Source organism: Halomonas sp. ATBC28 (genome assembly GCF_005937175.1).
Classification (GTDB): domain Bacteria; phylum Pseudomonadota; class Gammaproteobacteria; order Pseudomonadales; family Halomonadaceae; genus Vreelandella; species Vreelandella titanicae.
Map to the genome: position 1 here is coordinate 80,362 of NZ_VCQL01000014.1, position 16,541 is coordinate 96,902.

At 54.7% G+C, this 16,541-nt stretch carries 17 protein-coding genes; 1 reads left to right on the forward strand and 16 read right to left on the reverse strand.

What is annotated here, in order from left to right; translation table 11 throughout:
* Positions 1 to 13 precede the first annotated feature (13 nt).
* Positions 14 to 1,207 carry a cation diffusion facilitator family transporter gene (locus E0L35_RS16465; protein WP_022521056.1) on the forward strand — a complete coding sequence of 398 codons (1,194 nt, stop codon included), beginning with the start codon at positions 14 to 16 and terminating at the stop codon, positions 1,205 to 1,207.
* 26 nt (positions 1,208 to 1,233) lie between these two features.
* Here the strand turns inward: E0L35_RS16465 and mgtE are convergent, their stop codons facing one another.
* The 16 genes from mgtE to E0L35_RS16545 all read right to left on the reverse strand — a co-directional run bounded on the left by mgtE (position 1,234) and on the right by E0L35_RS16545 (position 16,478).
* On the reverse strand, positions 1,234 to 2,616 hold the full coding sequence (gene mgtE / locus E0L35_RS16470; RefSeq protein WP_009286337.1) for a magnesium transporter: 1,383 nt from the start codon (positions 2,614 to 2,616) through the stop codon (positions 1,234 to 1,236).
* Positions 2,617 to 2,789: 173 nt separating this feature from the next.
* The gene (locus tag E0L35_RS16475) at positions 2,790 to 3,218 is read right to left on the reverse strand and encodes a F0F1 ATP synthase subunit epsilon (RefSeq protein WP_022521055.1); all 429 of its coding nucleotides are present in this window, start codon (positions 3,216 to 3,218) and stop codon (positions 2,790 to 2,792) included.
* A gap of 24 nt (positions 3,219 to 3,242) precedes the next feature.
* Positions 3,243 to 4,622, reverse strand: a complete 1,380-nt coding sequence (gene atpD, locus E0L35_RS16480; RefSeq protein WP_022521054.1) for a F0F1 ATP synthase subunit beta — start codon at positions 4,620 to 4,622, stop codon at positions 3,243 to 3,245.
* Between the two features lie 73 nt (positions 4,623 to 4,695).
* Entirely contained in the window at positions 4,696 to 5,583 is an 888-nt protein-coding gene (atpG, locus tag E0L35_RS16485) for a F0F1 ATP synthase subunit gamma (protein WP_009286339.1), read from the reverse strand.
* Between the two features lie 68 nt (positions 5,584 to 5,651).
* Positions 5,652 to 7,196, reverse strand: a complete 1,545-nt coding sequence (atpA, locus tag E0L35_RS16490; RefSeq protein ID WP_009286340.1) for a F0F1 ATP synthase subunit alpha — start codon at positions 7,194 to 7,196, stop codon at positions 5,652 to 5,654.
* A gap of 16 nt (positions 7,197 to 7,212) precedes the next feature.
* Positions 7,213 to 7,749 carry a F0F1 ATP synthase subunit delta gene (locus tag E0L35_RS16495; RefSeq protein ID WP_022521053.1) on the reverse strand — a complete coding sequence of 179 codons (537 nt, stop codon included), beginning with the start codon at positions 7,747 to 7,749 and terminating at the stop codon, positions 7,213 to 7,215.
* 11 nt (positions 7,750 to 7,760) lie between these two features.
* Positions 7,761 to 8,231, reverse strand: a complete 471-nt coding sequence (locus E0L35_RS16500) for a F0F1 ATP synthase subunit B (RefSeq protein WP_022521052.1) — start codon at positions 8,229 to 8,231, stop codon at positions 7,761 to 7,763.
* Between the two features lie 76 nt (positions 8,232 to 8,307).
* A complete protein-coding gene (gene atpE / locus E0L35_RS16505; RefSeq protein ID WP_022521051.1) occupies positions 8,308 to 8,535 on the reverse strand; it encodes a F0F1 ATP synthase subunit C in 228 nt (75 codons plus the stop codon).
* Between the two features lie 76 nt (positions 8,536 to 8,611).
* Positions 8,612 to 9,439, reverse strand: a complete 828-nt coding sequence (atpB, locus tag E0L35_RS16510) for a F0F1 ATP synthase subunit A (RefSeq protein WP_009286341.1) — start codon at positions 9,437 to 9,439, stop codon at positions 8,612 to 8,614.
* Between the two features lie 32 nt (positions 9,440 to 9,471).
* Positions 9,472 to 9,867: an ATP synthase subunit I gene (locus tag E0L35_RS16515; RefSeq protein WP_138800887.1), complete on the reverse strand. Its 396-nt coding sequence runs from the start codon at positions 9,865 to 9,867 to the stop codon at positions 9,472 to 9,474.
* A gap of 205 nt (positions 9,868 to 10,072) precedes the next feature.
* A complete protein-coding gene (locus E0L35_RS16520; RefSeq protein ID WP_009286342.1) occupies positions 10,073 to 11,002 on the reverse strand; it encodes a ParB/RepB/Spo0J family partition protein in 930 nt (309 codons plus the stop codon).
* Positions 11,003 to 11,017: 15 nt separating this feature from the next.
* Positions 11,018 to 11,785: a ParA family protein gene (locus E0L35_RS16525; protein ID WP_009286343.1), complete on the reverse strand. Its 768-nt coding sequence runs from the start codon at positions 11,783 to 11,785 to the stop codon at positions 11,018 to 11,020.
* A gap of 61 nt (positions 11,786 to 11,846) precedes the next feature.
* The gene (gene rsmG / locus E0L35_RS16530) at positions 11,847 to 12,506 is read right to left on the reverse strand and encodes a 16S rRNA (guanine(527)-N(7))-methyltransferase RsmG (protein WP_022521049.1); all 660 of its coding nucleotides are present in this window, start codon (positions 12,504 to 12,506) and stop codon (positions 11,847 to 11,849) included.
* The gene (gene mnmG, locus E0L35_RS16535) at positions 12,503 to 14,407 is read right to left on the reverse strand and encodes a tRNA uridine-5-carboxymethylaminomethyl(34) synthesis enzyme MnmG (protein ID WP_022521048.1); all 1,905 of its coding nucleotides are present in this window, start codon (positions 14,405 to 14,407) and stop codon (positions 12,503 to 12,505) included. The genes rsmG and mnmG overlap by 4 nt, the downstream gene beginning before the upstream one ends.
* Before the next feature lie 617 nt (positions 14,408 to 15,024).
* Positions 15,025 to 15,795, reverse strand: coding sequence for an amino acid ABC transporter ATP-binding protein (locus E0L35_RS16540; protein WP_171051176.1), 771 nt, complete (start codon positions 15,793 to 15,795; stop codon positions 15,025 to 15,027).
* A gap of 11 nt (positions 15,796 to 15,806) precedes the next feature.
* Positions 15,807 to 16,478, reverse strand: a complete 672-nt coding sequence (locus tag E0L35_RS16545) for an amino acid ABC transporter permease (RefSeq protein WP_009286346.1) — start codon at positions 16,476 to 16,478, stop codon at positions 15,807 to 15,809.
* Between the last annotated feature and the right edge of the window lie 63 nt (positions 16,479 to 16,541).

The following is a 16,541-nucleotide window of genomic DNA, read 5'->3' on the forward strand; positions in this document are numbered from 1 at the left end:
TTGCAAGGTACCCATGACTCAGACCATCGATACGCCAGTGGTTCACGACCAAGCGCGACTTAGCCAAGAGGCCAAGCGCGTTACCTACATCGGAGCATGGCTGGATGCCCTGTTGAGCATCGTCAAAGTCGCGATCGGTTTTATGGTCGGCTCAGCGGCGTTGATTGCCGACGGCATTCACTCCCTATCAGACTTAGTCACCGACGGCTTTGTCCTGGCGGCCATTCACTATGGGCGTCAGGAGCCCGATAAAGACCACCACTACGGCCACGGCCGTATCGAAACCCTGACGACCCTGCTGCTGGGAAGCGTACTGATTTTCGTGGCTGGCGCGATTGCCTGGTCGAGCCTGGATCGCCTGTTTAGCGGCGCCGACGTTAACGCCCCTGGCGCGCTGGCAATCGTGATTACTGTCATCGCTCTGTTTAGCAAAGAGTGGATTTTTCGCTACACCATGCGGGTTGCCAAGCGGGTAAAGTCAAAGTTACTCGAAGCCAACGCCTGGCACTCGCGCAGTGATGCATTATCCACTGCCGTGGTGTTAGTAGCCTTGGTGGGCGCCCAGTTTGGTTTGGGTTGGCTGGATGCCGTGGCCGCCATCATTGTGGGTTTATTAGTCGGCAAGGTAGGTTTGGACTTGCTGTGGGAGTCGGCGCGGGAATTGGTGGATACCGCGCTACCAGAGGACGTACAGGATCAGATGCACGATGTTGCCTGCAGCGTTCCGGGTGTGGATAGTGTTCACGATCTGCGTACCAGGCAATCCGCCGGCTGGGTAATGGTCGACCTACACGTGGTGGTCGGGCCGAAGATTACCGTGTCGGAAGCCCACGAAATAGGTAATGAAGTCAGCCGTCGCCTACGCCATGAGTTTCCCGCACTCACCGATGTGATATTCCACGTTGACCCCGAAGACGACGCCGGGGCGGGTGATCCTAGCCGCCTTCCCGGCCTTCCACTCCGCCCTGAAGTAGAGGCTGCCCTGGATGCACGCTGGTACAAGCACCCTGTGTGGCGCACCCTGAACGAGCTCCAGTTGCACTACTTGGACGATAAGGTGTCGGTATCATTGATCATTGATGACGCAGTGCATCAGCCGCCCCAGTGCCTCGCTAGCCAACTAAAAGCGCTGGCTAGCGATATCGAGTGGCTCGGCCACGTCGAGGTGCTGTTTATCACCCGCGCCGCCAGTAGCTCGATGCGCTAGAGCCTCTACCCGCTGGTTGTTTCCTCTTATAACCCTGTCAACAGCAGTGTGGCGATGCTGAAGTAGATCACCACCCCGGAAGCATCAATAAGCGTGGTCACCAGCGGTGCCGATGCCGTGGCAGGGTCGACCTTAAAGCGCTCGAGTACGAACGGCAGGCACATCCCCAACAGGCTGCCAAACAGCACGATGGTCACCATGCTCAAGGCGACCACCATTGCCAGCTCTTCTCCCCCGCGCATAATGCCAATAGGCGTTACCGCGATGGCCATGGTGATACCCAGTGACCCGGCGACAAGTAGCTCGCGGCCCAGTAGTTTGCCCCAATCTTTGACGCCAACGTCACCGGTCGCCATGCCGCGCACCATCAACGTGGCTGCCTGAGCCCCGGCGTTACCGCCACTACCGATCAATAACGGTAAAAAGAATACCAGCGCTACCTGGGCGGCAATGGTCTCTTCAAAATAGGCAATCCCGGCCCCCGAAAACAGATTGGCAAAGACCAGCAGTACCAGCCAGAACACGCGCTTACGGTAGAGGCTCCAGAGCTTCACACGGCTTACGCCATCTTCCAGTTGGCCGATCGACATCCCCTTGTGGAAATCCTCTGTCGCCTCGGATTCAGCGACATCCATCGCGTCATCGTGGGTCACTATACCGACCATGCGTTCATCGGCATCGATCACTGGCAGCGCCAACAAGTCATACTTCGCCACAATACGGGCGACATCTTCCTGGGCACTATCAACCCGTGTACTGATGACATCCTTGATCATAATGTCATCAACAATGGCGCCGGGGCGTGCCACCATAAGCTGACGCAGCGACATGGTACCGATCAGTTGTCCGTCGCTATCCAGGATATACAGCTGATAGACCGTTTCCGCGTCGGGAGCGGTCTGGCGTACCCTCATCATCGCCTGCGACACCGTCATGCCACTGGCTATGGAGACATAGTCAGAGGTCATGATGGCGCCGGCGGTACCCTCTTCGTAGCTGGCAAGCCGCTTCAGGTCTTCTCGCTCGCGGTGAGCCATGCGACGCAGCAGTGCCTCACGACGGTCTTCGTTGAGAAGATTGAACAGATCGGCACGTTCGTCCGACCCCATTTCTTCGAGCAGCTTGAGAACCTGGCTGTCATCCAGCTTTCCTACCACCTCGAGCTGGCTCTCCCCAGGCAAATAGCCCAGCACATTGGCTGCCCGTTCCGCAGAAAGAATATCCAGAAGGGCGAGCGCCGCAGGCAGCTCTTCGTCATCCTCGATCATCTCTTCGAGCACTTCACCGATATCCGCAGAGCGGGTTTCGGCCAATCGCAAAGAGAGCACCGATTTACTGGGCACTTCCTTGCCCAACTCGTCGAGCAGCTCGGCTTTTAATTCCTGTAGGCTTTCATCATTCAGTGCCATGATTCTCCCCCCTTGCGCTTACAAGCGTCGTGCTGCCGAGCTAATCCATCACCCAGCCCATTCTACTGACCAAACTCATCATACTTACTTATTTGACTGCCAAACAAAAAAACGCCCCTTAAACCCTGGTAGCGGGTTTAAGGGGCGTTGGACACACGCCAAGTGCGTGAGTGTTAGCCTTTACCCGCCTTTTTACGCAGCTGCTGAATCGTTCGCAGCTGTGCAACGGCTTCGGCAAGTTCAGCGGCAGCACGAGTATAATCGAGCTCCGATGACTTCTCATTAAAGGCTCTCAGCGCCTGCTGACGCGCTTCTTCGGCAGCGGCCTCGTTGAGGTCGCTGGCACGTGATGCAGAGTCGGCCAGAATCGTCACGACATTCGGCTGGACTTCCATGAAGCCCCCCGAGACAAAGAAGTTCTCTTCCTTGCCGCCATCGTGAATCACGCGTACCGGACCCGGCTGAAGCTCGGTCAGCAGCGGGGCGTGACCCGGCAAAACACCCAGGTCACCTATAATCCCGGAAGCAATCACCTGCTCAACGGTACCTGAGAAGATCGATGCTTCAGCGCTGACGATATTGCAAGTAAAGCTATTCGCCATAGCGAATCCCCCTAATGGACGGGATTACTTCTTCATCTGGTTGGCTTTCTCGACGGCTTCGTCGATGGAGCCGACCATATAGAAGGCCTGTTCCGGCATATCGTCGTATTCGCCAGCAAGAATGCCCTGGAAGCCACTGATGGTGTCTTTCAGTGAGACATACTTACCTGGTGAACCGGTAAATACTTCGGCCACGAAGAACGGCTGCGACAAGAAGCGCTGGATTTTACGCGCCCGGGAAACGGCCAACTTGTCTTCGTCAGACAGCTCGTCCATACCCAGAATGGCGATAATATCCTTAAGCTCTTTGTAGCGTTGAAGAACGTTCTGCACACCACGAGCGGTGGCGTAGTGCTCTTCACCGACGACCAGCGGATCCAACTGACGTGAGGTGGAGTCCAACGGATCGATCGCCGGATAGATACCCAGCTCGGCGATAGAACGTGCCAATACCACGGTAGCATCCAGGTGCGAGAAGGTGGTCGCCGGCGACGGGTCGGTCAAGTCATCCGCAGGTACGTAAACGGCCTGTACGGAGGTGATTGAGCCGGTTTTCGTCGAGGTAATACGCTCCTGCAGAACGCCCATCTCTTCAGCCAGCGTAGGCTGATAACCTACCGCTGATGGCATACGACCCAAAAGTGCCGATACTTCGGTACCCGCCAGGGTGTAACGGTAGATGTTATCGACGAACAGTAGAACGTCGCGGCCTTCATCACGGAATTTCTCGGCAATGGTCAGGCCGGTCAACGCTACGCGCAGACGGTTACCCGGAGGCTCGTTCATCTGACCATAAACCAGCGATACCTTATCGATAACGTTGGATTCAGTCATTTCGTGATAGAAGTCGTTACCCTCACGCGTACGCTCACCAACACCGGCGAATACAGAGTAGCCACTGTGCTCGGTGGCGATGTTGCGGATAAGCTCCATCATGTTAACGGTCTTACCGACACCGGCGCCGCCGAATAGGCCAACTTTACCACCCTTAGCGAACGGGCAGACCAAGTCGATAACCTTGATACCGGTTTCCAGCAGCTCGTTAGAAGCTGCTTGGTCGGCATAGCTCGGTGCTTTACGGTGGATCGGCATACGCTCTTGCTCACCGATCGGTCCCGCTTCGTCGATCGGTTCGCCGAGTACGTTCATAATACGGCCCAGCGTTTCCTTACCTACCGGTACGGAAATGGCGGCACCTGTGCTGGTCACGTCCATGCCACGCTTCAAGCCCTCAGTGGAGCCCATGGCGATGGTGCGCACCACGCCGTCGCCCAGCTGCTGCTGGACTTCGAGGATGGTCCCAACATCGGAGACCTTCAGCGCGTCGTAGACCTTGGGCACAGAGTCCCGCGGAAACTCTACGTCAATCACCGCGCCGATGATTTGTACGATACGTCCGCTCATCTTGGTTCCTCTCTAAAACCTGCAAATGAAACCTGTCTGCCGGGAGTCGCTTAAATAGTCGACTCCCTAGGCGTTATACGGCAGCAGCGCCGCCGACGATCTCAGAAATTTCCTGGGTGATGGCGGCCTGACGGGCCTTGTTGTAGACCATCTCCAGATCGTCGATAAGGCCGCCTGCGTTGTCAGTGGCACTTTTCATAGCGATCATTCGGGCGGCTTGTTCACAAGCGCCGTTTTCCACTACCGCCTGATACACCTGCGATTCGATGAAACGAACCAGCAGGCTATCGAGCAACGCCTTGGCATCCGGTTCATACAGGTAGTCCCAGCTTCCGGGACGGGCGTTTTCGTCGTCTTGCTCAGCGTCTGCGCCCATATCAGGCGACAGCGGAAGAAGCTGACGAACCACTGGCTTTTGGGTCATGGTGTTAACAAACTCGTTGTGCACCACGTAAAGCCGGTCGAGACGTCCTTCATCGTACGCTTCGAGCATGACCTTAATACTGCCAATCAGACCTTCAACGGTCGGGGCTTCGCCTAAACCACTCTTCGCCGCCACCAAATTGCCACCGTAGTTGCGGAAAAAGGTGCTGGCCTTAGCGCCCAAAGCGCAAAAATCCTGCTCTGCGCCCTGCTTTTTCCACTCGCTGGCCTGTTTGAGCAAGGCTTTGAAGAGGTTGTGGTTCAAGCCACCGCACAGACCACGGTCTGTAGAGACCACAATGTAACCAACGCGCTTAACCTCGCTACGCTCGACCATATAGTCGTGCCTGTACTCGGGGTTCGCATCGGCAATGTGGCCGACCACATTGCGGATCTGCTTAGCGTAAGGCTGACTAGCTCTCATCAGATCTTGCGCTTTACGCATTTTAGATGCAGCCACCATTTCCATGGCGCTGGTGATCTTCTGCGTATTTTTAATGCTCCCGATCTGGGTGCGTATCTCTTTTGCAGCTGCCATAGCGATCTACCCTTCGTTCGTGGCTCTCAGAAAGCATGCAAACCCGTCCATCACAGACGGGCTAAACATTACCAGCTCTGAGTCGCCTTGAACTTCTCGAGACCCGACTTCAAGCTGTCTTGAATCTCACCATTGTAGTCGCCGCTCTGGTTGATCTTGTCGAGTAGATCAGCGTGCTCAGACTTCATGTAGTCGTGCAAGGCACGCTCGAAGTCCAGCACCTTGTTCACTTCGACATCATCCAGGAAGCCTTCGTTGGCGGCATACAGCGACAGCGCCATTTCAGCGATCGACATCGGCGAGTACTGGTTCTGCTTCATCAGCTCGGTGACACGTTGGCCGTGCTCAAGCTGCTTACGCGTGGCTTCGTCAAGATCAGAGGCAAACTGCGAGAACGCCGCCAGTTCACGGTACTGAGCCAGCGCCAGACGGACACTACCGCCGAGCTTCTTGATGATTTTGGTCTGCGCCGAACCACCTACACGAGAAACCGATAGACCGGCGTTAATCGCCGGACGAATACCCGAGTTAAACAGGTTGGTTTCCAGGAAGATCTGACCATCGGTGATCGAGATCACGTTGGTCGGTACAAACGCGGAGACGTCGCCGCCCTGGGTTTCGATGATCGGCAGCGCGGTCAAGGAACCGGTTTTGCCTTTCACTTCGCCGTTGGTGAACTTCTCAACGTAGTCGACATTAACTCGTGCAGCACGCTCAAGTAGACGCGAGTGGAGATAGAACACGTCACCAGGATAGGCTTCACGACCCGGCGGGCGACGCAGCAGCAGCGATACCTGGCGGTAGGCGACGGCCTGCTTGGAGAGGTCGTCATACACAATCAGCGCGTTCTCGCCGCGGTCGCGGAAGTATTCGCCCATGGTGCAGCCAGAGTAAGCGGCCAGGAACTGCATGGGAGCCGGATCGGCAGCGCCAGCGGCGACGACGATGGTGTGCTCCATGGCGCCGTGCTCTTCAAGCTTGCGTACCACGTTGGCAATGGTCGACTGCTTCTGGCCAATCGCCACGTAGACACAGGTCACGCCTTTGCCTTTCTGGTTGATGATCGCATCAATGGCAATGGCGGACTTACCGATTTGACGGTCACCGATGATCAGCTCACGCTGACCACGACCGATCGGCACCATGGCATCGATCGATTTCAGACCGGTTTGAATCGGCTCATCGACGGACTGACGGGTAATAACGCCCGGCGCCACTTTCTCAACGGCGTCGGTCATGGTGGTGTTAATGTCGCCTTTACCATCAATGGGGTTACCCAGCGCATCGACCACACGACCAATCAGCTCAGGGCCTACCGGCACTTCGAGAATACGACCGGTACACTTGGCGGTCATGCCCTCTTCGAGCTGCAGGTAGTCACCCAGCACTACGGCACCCACGGAGTCACGCTCCAGGTTGAGTACCATGCCAAAGATGCTGTTGGGGAATTCGATCATTTCACCAAACATCGCGTCTTCGAGGCCGTGAATTTTCACGATACCGTCGGAAACGGTGACGATGGTGCCCTGATTATGGGCTTCGGATGCGACGTCAAGCTTTTCAATTCGCTGCTTGATGATGTCGCTGATCTCGGAAGGATTCAGTTGCTGCATGCCATGTCCCTCAGACTCAAGCGGTTAGCGCTTCGGAAAGGCGGTTCAATCGACCACGTACGGAGCCGTCAATAACGGTATCGCCAGCACGCAGGATGACACCGCCAATAAGCGACTTGTCCACCTGAGTAGTAATAGAGATTTCGCGATTCAGACGTTTCTTAAGCGCGTTCGCTAGTTTGGTCTTCTGCTTACTATCTAACTTGTAAGCAGAGGTGACGTTCACTTCAACCCGCTGCTCGTGTTCAGCACGCAGGTGCTCGAACTGATCAGCAATGGAGGCCAACGCCATCAGGCGGCCCTGGTCAGCCAAAACAGTCAAAAATCGCTGTAAAGCCTCATCCTGTTGCTCAGGAATAAGCTCGACAAGCAGCGACACTTTTTGCTCGCTGTCTAATTTGGGACTGCTTAGCCGATGGCGCACGACGTCATCTGCTACCGCAACACTTAAAAAACTCAGCGCTTGTGACCAGCTATCAAGCGCCTCATGATCACGCGCGTATTCAAACGCTGCCTTAGCGTAAGGACGAGCGACGGTAAGTAATTCCGCCATGGTTCACCTCCTTACAGTTCAGCAGCAAGCTCATCGAGTAACTTGCGATGGGCTTGTTCGTCGACCGACGCTTCAAGAACACGCTCGGCACCCATAACGGCGAGATAAGAGACCTGGGCACGAAGTTCATCCTTAGCGCGATTCACTTCTTGCTCAATCTCGGAACGTGCACTCGCTACTAGGCGTTCGCCTTCGGCGCGGGCCTGTTCGCGGGCTTCTTCAACTATCTGGGCAGAGCGTTTGTTGGCCTGCTCAAGAATCTGAGAAGCTTGCTCCTTGCTTTCGCGCAGCGTCTGCTCCGCCCGCTCTTGAGCAAGCTCAAGATCACGGTTAGCACGGCTGGCTGCATCCAAGCCATCAGCAATTTTTTTCTGACGCTCATGAAGCGCGTTGCTGATCGGAGGCCACACATACTTTAAGCAAAACCAGACAAAGATCGCGAAGGCGATCGTCTGCCCGATTAGCGTCATGTTGATATTCACAGGAATGTACCTCTGACAAGTTCGTGGCGACCGGAGTGAAACAAAACCGAGCGCTTAACGCTCGGCTGAGCTGTCATTAACCGGCAACAACGAAGATCAGGTACATTGCGATACCAACACCGATCATCGGAACGGCATCCAACAGACCTGCCATTAGGAAGGTTTTGGTTTGCAGCTGGTCGCCCAGTTCAGGCTGACGCGCTGTAGATTCCAGCAGCTTACCACCCAAAATAGCGAAGCCAATGCCGGTACCTAGAGCGCCGAGACCGATCATGATGGAAGCGGCAATGTAGATAAGTTCCATGGTAATGCTCCTAGTTTTTCAAGTTAAAGGTCGAGGGTTGAGGTTAAGGGTTAATGTGTTTCAAGCATTGCTCGGATTAGTGATGCTCGTGTGCAGCGCTTAGATACACCACGGACAGCACTGTAAAGATGAAAGCTTGTAGTACGACGATCAAAATATGGAAAATGGCCCACGGCACATCCAGCACCCAGATAGCCCAGAACGGCAGCATGGCGATCAAAATAAAGATCACTTCGCCGGCAAACATGTTGCCGAACAGACGCATCGCCAAACTAAACGGTTTAACCAGCAGCGCGACAATTTCCAGCAGGAGGTTAAAGGGAATCAGCGCCCAGTGGTTAAACGGGGTCAATGACAGCTCTTTGGCGAAACCACCCACGCCTTTAACCTTAAAGCTGTAGTAAAGGATCAGTCCGAATACCCCTAATGCCAAACCCAGCGTGGCGTTCACATCGGTGGTGGGGACAATTTTCATGTAGTCCACGCCCAGCTTGCTGAACAGCACGGGGAAGTAGTCGACCGGAATAATTTTGAGCGTGTTCATGAACAGAATCCACACGAACAACGTCAACGCGAGGGGGGCGATGATCGGGTTATGCCCTTTAAATGTCCCCTTGATCATGTCCTCGACAAACTCTACGACCATCTCAACGGCATTTTGCAGACCACTGGGTACTCCCGTGGTGGCCATTTTGCCCGCTTTGCGGAAAATCCAGATAAACAGCAACCCCATGGCAATCGACCAGCCCATGGTATCCAGGTGAATGGCCCAAAAGCCCATTTCACTTGCTTCTTCTGCTGAATGCGCCAGCGACCAGCCGTTCTCAGGATGATTGCCAAAGGTCAAATTCTGCAAGTGGTGCTGGATATAGTAAGTCGTTGAGACTTCGTTTCCTGCGGCCATGGATGTGTCACCTCAATCAGTTGTGCAATTTTCTAGGCATTAGCGTTTTTTTTTGGCATTAACCAAGGCGTAAGCCAATGCGTTAGAACAACTGCAACATAAGCATAAAAAAAGAAAGTAGGGTTTGAGGGGGGCGCTGCCACGAACACTGCAACAAACAGTGCCACCGTCAAACCAAACTTGCCTGCCTCGGCGCGAAACAGGCGCATCGCTGCCTTTGAAGGGCTACTCGCGCGTAAAACCCCCATTCGTTTGATAAAAAAGGCGTGCGGTAATAAGGCTACCAGCGCCCCTTTAAAAACCGATGACACGCCTTCTAAATCGGCGACTAGATAGGCGGCCAACATACCAACGAAGGTGATCATCAGTTGCGCGATCGTGAGCCGAACGATGTAGGCTTTTCGACGCTGGGTTTCGTATCGCTGCATACCGGCCCAGCCTCACTGATAAAAACCAATACCTCGACCAGCTAATAGCTAGACAAACCAAGGCAACCTGCACAAATCTTGCGCGATTATAGGGAAGCGCTATCACACCTTCAACCGAAGTCGCACCGATTTTGCCCGCTTAAGGGCTGATTTGCGACCAAAGGGGGAAAACGTGTGCGCTTCTTACGTGATATTGAATAGCCTGCTATTTAATATGATTCAAGATGCCATCCAATTCTTCGAGGCTGGTATAACGTATCGTTAACTTACCTTTGCCTTTTTGACCATGATCAATGGAGACAGGCGCACCGAGCAGTTCGCCAAGATGTGTTTCAAGCTTGGCCACATCGGGCTGCTTGCTTTGACGGTTAGGCGTTTTGGTTGGTGTTTGGCTGGTTTGGACTTTTTTCACCAGCGCTTCGGTGGCCCGCACCGTCATATCGTTATTGACCACCTCATGAGCCACCTGCCGCTGCTGGGTGCTGTTCAGCGTCAGCAAAGCTCTTGCGTGGCCCATATCCAGGTCACCCCGTTCGAGTAGGGTTTGCACTTCCGGATCTAGCGCCAGCAGGCGCAACAGGTTGGCTACCTGGGTGCGCGATTTACCCACTGCGTCGGCAATCTGCTGCTGGGTAAGCTCAAACTCTTCGCCCAGGCGCTTGAGCGCCATGGCTTCTTCGATGGCGTTGAGGTTTTCACGCTGAATGTTTTCGATCAGCGCCAGCGCCAGGGCAACTTCATCGCTGACTTCCCGGATCACCGCCGGGATAACGTCCAGCTCAGCAAGTTGGGCTGCCCGCCAGCGACGCTCACCGGCAATAATTTCGTAGCGATCCACGCCAATTGGACGCACGACGATGGGCTGCATCACGCCCTGGGCGCGAATGGAGTCTGCCAGCTCTTCTAGCGCTTCGGGCTGAATATCCCGGCGCGGCTGATATTTACCTCGCGTTAATTGCCCTAACGGCAGACGTTCAAGGCGATCTTCGCTAACGTCATCGGCCGCGGCACTACGCGCGGCGTCAGAAAGCTCCAACGGGGTGCCGCTACCGGCAAGTTCTAAGCTGTCACGGCGACGGGCACCGGCACCAATCAGGGCATCCAGGCCACGTCCCAGCGCGGGTTTACGCGTCATTCGCTTTTCCTCATTTTATAACGCTAGGCGACGAATCATCTCTTTCGCCAACACACGATAGGCCTGGCTACCACGGGAGAACCGGGCATATTGCGTAACGGGTAATCCGTGGCTCGGCGCTTCGGCAACTTTGACGTTGCGAGGAATGGTCGTTTTCAACAGCATGTCGCCAAAATAGTCACGCAACTGCTTATCCACTTCCCGCGTTAAGCTGGTGCGCTTGTCATACATAGTGCGCAAAATGCCCGCAATGGCAAGATCAGGATTCACATTTTGCTTAATCTGCTCAACGGTATCGAGCAGGGCCGACAGCCCCTCCAGGGCGTAAAATTCGCACTGAAGAGGGATCAGCACGCTATCGGAAGCCGTTAATGCATTCACGGTTAGCATGTTCAAAGAGGGCGGGCAGTCGATCAACACTACGTCATAGGCATCCGAGACCGAAGCTAGTGCGTTGGTTAAGCAGCTCTCGCTTTTATCGCGATCTAGCAGCTCGACTTCGGCGGCGGTGAGATCACCGTTACCCGGCAGTACGTCGTACTTGACCGCCAGCTTTTTGACAATCGTATCAGCGGCCGTTGCTTCGCCCAGTAGAACGTCAAGCACGCTTTTATCGAGCTCGTATTTATCGATGCCGCTGCCCATGCTGGCATGGCCTTGGGGGTCAAGATCCACCAGCAGTACGCGACGGTCGAGCGCAGCGAGACTGGCCGCCAGGTTAACGGCCGAGGTGGTCTTGCCCACGCCGCCTTTTTGGTTGGTCAGGGCAATGATCTGGCTCACTTACTCAACTCCTTCTGGGGGTCAGAATCAACGTTCAGCTTTCAACATTCAGCTTTCACATTTAGCTTTCAACATCCAAGATCAGCAGCTGCCGCTGGGCCGCTTCAAAGGGTACTTCCAATAGGTGACGCTGATATAAACGTATACCGGCGGGCAGGTCGCGCAGTTCATCATCCGCCCCCGGGCCTTTCATGGCTAACCACTGGCCATCGGCGCTGGGTAGCTGGCGGGTCAAGGTGACAAAATCGACCAAGCTGGCAAATGCTCGGGAAATCACCTGATCAAAAGCGGCGGCTTCAAACTGTTCCACCCGCGCCTGTACGGGAGTGACGTTTTCAAGCCCTAACTCCATTACCGCCTGACGCTGAAAGCGCACCTTTTTGCCATTACTATCCAGCAGTGTTACATCAAGCTGGGGGGCTAATATCGCTAATACGATACCAGGAAGCCCAGGACCCGCACCTACATCCAGTAGCCGCGGCCCCCGCACATAGGGCAACACAGCGGCGCTATCCAACACATGACGCGACACCATGTCGTCCACATCGCGCACCGCTGTGAGGTTATAAGCCCGATTCCACTTGTGCAACAGTGCCAATAAGCCTAGCAGCTGTTGGCGTTGATGTTCGTCAACGGCGATGCCTAATTGGGTAAGGCCTTGATCGAGCCGTGGTGCAACGCTTGTAGGTAGCGTCTTCAACAGTGGGTTCAACGAACTCATCCGTTAACTACCTCAGCTGCGGCTACCAACCGGCGCTTTTTCAGATGCACCAGCAAAATAGAGACGGCCGCCGGTGTAACGCCTGAAATCCGCGCCGCATGAGCAAGCGTTTCCGGCCGCGCTTCAGCCAGCTTTTGGCGAATTTCGTTAGACAAACCTTCGACTTTTAAATAATCCAGCTCCGCAGGCAGTGGCGTGGCTTCGTGGCGTTTGAGTTTATCGATCTCATGCTGCTGACGATCGATATAGCCTTGATACTTAGCCTGAATCTGCACCTGCTCGGCGACTGCTGGGTCAGTGACCAGGGTGCCCTCAATGCCGGGCAGATTGGCCAAATCGCTGTAATTCAATTCAGGGCGTTTAAGCAGATCACTCAAGCAATACTCGCGAGTGAGCGGTGCCCCGGTTTTTTCGGCCACTTGTTCAGCCGCTGGGCTTCCCGGTTGTATCCACAGGGTGCTTAGCCGCGCGCTCTCTTGTTCGATAGCCTCGCGTTTTTGGCTAAACGCTGCCCAGCGCGTGTCGTCGACAAGACCCAATTCCCGGCCCGCTTCGGTTAAGCGTAAATCCGCGTTGTCTTCCCGCAACAGCAGGCGGTACTCCGCACGGGAAGTAAACATCCGGTAGGGCTCTTTGGTACCCATAGTGATCAGATCATCAACCAGTACACCGAGATAGGCTTCATCGCGGCGGGGATACCAGGCGTCCAGCTCCTGAGCGCGGCGGGCGGCATTCAGGCCTGCGAGCAAACCTTGAGCACCGGCTTCTTCGTAGCCGGTAGTGCCGTTGATTTGACCGGCAAAAAACAGGTTGTGGATAAATTTAGTTTCCAGCGAGTGTTTTAAGTCTCGTGGGTCAAAAAAGTCGTACTCAATGGCGTAGCCAGGCCGGGTGATATGGGCGTTTTCCAAGCCTTTGATGGAACGCACCACCTGAATCTGCACGTCAAAGGGCAGCGAAGTCGAGATGCCGTTGGGGTAGAGCTCATGGGTATCCAAGCCTTCGGGTTCGATAAACACCTGGTGGCTGGATTTATCGGCAAAGCGATGAACCTTGTCTTCTATCGATGGGCAGTAACGTGGCCCAATCCCTTCGATGACGCCGGAATACATCGGCGAGCGATCAAGGTTGGCCAGAATCAGATCGTGGGTGTGCTGATTGGTGTGAGCAATGTGGCAACTCACCTGCTGAGGGTGCATCTCCCGCGATCCCAGGTAGGACATAACCGGCGTTGGGCTATCACCGGGCTGCTCTTCCAACTGGGAAAAATCCACGCTTTTGGCATTGATGCGCGGCGGCGTACCGGTTTTTAGGCGGTCAACCCGAAACGGCAGGGCGCGCAGACGTTCAGCCAGCGCGTTGGAAGGCGGGTCGCCCGCTCGGCCGCCTTTGCTTTGATCCAAACCAATATGAATCACGCCACCCAAAAATGTCCCGGTACACAGCACGACGCTGTCGGCATGAAAGCGAATGCCGGTTTCCGTGACGACGCCTCGTACGGTGTCGTTATCCACAATCAGATCACCAGCGGCTTGCTGGAAAATCGTTAAGTTGGGCTGGTTTTCCAGCATTCCGCGGATCGCTGACTTGTAACGGATGCGGTCAGCCTGGGCACGGGTGGCCCGAACGGCAGGCCCTTTGCTGGCATTGAGCACACGAAACTGGATACCACCCAAGTCCGTGGCAAGCCCCATGGCGCCGCCCAGTGCATCAATTTCCTTGACCAAGTGACTTTTGCCGATGCCGCCAATCGCGGGATTACACGACATTTGGCCCAGAGTTTCGATGTTATGGGTGAGCAGCAGGGTCTGACAGCCCATGCGAGCAGAGGCCAGTGCGGCTTCAGTTCCCGCATGGCCACCGCCGATGACAATCACGTCAAAGCGGTCGGGGTAATTCAAGAGACACCTCGTCTTGTGCCTGTCGGCACGGATGATGTGGCCAATGCAGTCGATTCTAGACGCAGCCACCTTAGATCAATGAGTCGGCAAGTATAAACCCCCTGTGGGTAACCGTCAGGTTTTTCCACACCCCAAATCGCTAAACCGCCTCTATTAATAACAACATAAATATAAAATAAGAGAAGTTCTGTAAATGTTGTAACTACTAGTGTGGACAATTTCTGTGTATAAGCGAATAATTATTAATTATTTCATCAACTTATATTGTTGACTTCTACATGTTTGAAGGCGGGAGTGCCTGGGTAGAAAGGGTGCTAAGCCTGTGGATGAAATAGCGCCTTATCCACAGATGCAATTGGCCACGGCTTATCCACCGGCCAGTACCTAGGTTGTTACCGCACCTGTGAACAAGCAACGTTGGGTGTGGAGCTAACGCTGAGAGACGCCCATGGTAGTCCTTGCGGAGATAAAAACGATTAATGTAAAAAAAGTTTATCCACAGGCAAAAAAATGGCCTGTCGTGTCGACAGGCCGGTAAAAAAGCGTCATTTCGCATTAGCGAACGCGTTATTTAGGTGCTAAGCGCAGGTCTACGCGAGGGCATTGAGTGTTCACATCTAGTGTTTAAGCACCCGCGCAAGGAAGGATTGAGTACGTTCATGTTGCGGTGAATCGAACAGTTTTTCCGGGTGTCCCTGCTCGGTAATCTCGCCTTTATGGATAAAAATCACCCGGTCGGCAACCTCACGGGCAAAGCTCATTTCATGGGTAACAATCACCATGGTCATGCCCTCTTTGGCCAGTTCACGCATGGCATCGAGCACTTCACCGATCATTTCCGGGTCAAGCGCCGATGTGGGCTCGTCAAATAACATCAGCCGGGGTTCCATGGCCAAGGCACGAGCGAGCGCCACACGCTGCTGCTGGCCGCCTGAGAGCTGGCTGGGGTACTTATCGGCCTGGTCGGCGATACCCACCCGGTCAAGCAAACGTTTGGCATTGCTGACCGCGTCGTCACGGCTTAAACCGCGCACTTTCATCGGCGCCAGTGTGACATTATCAATGACGCTGAGATGGGGAAACAGGTTGAATTGCTGAAAAACCATGCCCACTTCGGTGCGGATGGTTTGCAGTGCTTGGGTGCTCTTTCCATAGGGCAGCAGTTCATTGTCATCGACCACCAGACTGCCTGATTGGAACTCTTCCAGGCCGTTAATACAGCGAATCAGCGTCGATTTACCTGAGCCACTGGCGCCGATGATCACGACAACTTCACCGGGCACAATCGTAAGGTCAATATCGTTGAGTACGTGCAGGCTGCCAAAGTGCTTGTTGAGCTGCTGCATACGCACAATTGGTTGCGTTGTGTTGTTCAATGTCTCGCTCATTGCGCGTGTCCTTATTGTCCGGCCAGGCCTCTGCGCTCAAGTTGGCGCAGGATGATGGAGAGCGTCCAGGTGATCGCGAGATACATCAGGGCGACCATAAAGTAGACCTCAAGGGCCGTGAAGGTGGTGGCGATATAGATCTGCCCTTGGCGCACCAGCTCACTGACGCCAATCACTGAAAACAGGGAGGTATCTTTGATACTGATGATGCCCTGGTTACCAAGAGGCGGGATCATGCGCCGAAACGCCTGGGGCCAGATAACGTAGCGAAACGCCTGAGTGCGGGAAAGGCCCAGAGAGAGCGAAGCTTCCCCTTGACCGCGCTCAATTGACTGCACACCGCCACGCACGATTTCAGAGATGTAAGCGCCGGAATTAACGGCGATCGCGGCAATACCGGCGACCAGGGCGTTAATTGGCCCACCCAGCAGTTGTGGTAAGCCGTAAAAAATAAACAGTACTTGAACCAGAATCGGCGTGCCGCGGAACACTTCGACATAAATGATGGCCGGCCAGCGTAGCCAGCGCAGGGGGCTAATGCGTAACAGGCCAAAGAATATGCCGATAAAAAAACCAATGGCCAAGCCGCCAAATGAGATAAGTAGCGTCCAGGGAATACCCGGCAGCAGGTAAGGGATAGACCCAAACGCCGCCGACCAATCAAACTGAAAATTGACGTCCACGCGTAGACTCCTGAAACAAAAAAGCAGTTGGCAAAAAACACATGATCAACGCAGCAGGGCCGG

Coding starts and splice junctions, on each gene's coding strand:
- E0L35_RS16465 (WP_022521056.1), top strand. CDS start 14: ATGACTCAGACCATCGATACGCCAGTGGTTCACGACCAAGCGCGACTT.
- mgtE (WP_009286337.1), bottom strand. CDS start 2,616: ATGGCACTGAATGATGAAAGCCTACAGGAATTAAAAGCCGAGCTGCTC.
- E0L35_RS16475 (WP_022521055.1), bottom strand. CDS start 3,218: ATGGCGAATAGCTTTACTTGCAATATCGTCAGCGCTGAAGCATCGATC.
- atpD (WP_022521054.1), bottom strand. CDS start 4,622: ATGAGCGGACGTATCGTACAAATCATCGGCGCGGTGATTGACGTAGAG.
- atpG (WP_009286339.1), bottom strand. CDS start 5,583: ATGGCAGCTGCAAAAGAGATACGCACCCAGATCGGGAGCATTAAAAAT.
- atpA (WP_009286340.1), bottom strand. CDS start 7,196: ATGCAGCAACTGAATCCTTCCGAGATCAGCGACATCATCAAGCAGCGA.
- E0L35_RS16495 (WP_022521053.1), bottom strand. CDS start 7,749: ATGGCGGAATTACTTACCGTCGCTCGTCCTTACGCTAAGGCAGCGTTT.
- atpE (WP_022521051.1), bottom strand. CDS start 8,535: ATGGAACTTATCTACATTGCCGCTTCCATCATGATCGGTCTCGGCGCT.
- atpB (WP_009286341.1), bottom strand. CDS start 9,439: ATGGCCGCAGGAAACGAAGTCTCAACGACTTACTATATCCAGCACCAC.
- E0L35_RS16515 (WP_138800887.1), bottom strand. CDS start 9,867: ATGCAGCGATACGAAACCCAGCGTCGAAAAGCCTACATCGTTCGGCTC.
- E0L35_RS16520 (WP_009286342.1), bottom strand. CDS start 11,002: ATGACGCGTAAACCCGCGCTGGGACGTGGCCTGGATGCCCTGATTGGT.
- rsmG (WP_022521049.1), bottom strand. CDS start 12,506: ATGAGTTCGTTGAACCCACTGTTGAAGACGCTACCTACAAGCGTTGCA.
- E0L35_RS16540 (WP_171051176.1), bottom strand. CDS start 15,795: ATGAGCGAGACATTGAACAACACAACGCAACCAATTGTGCGTATGCAG.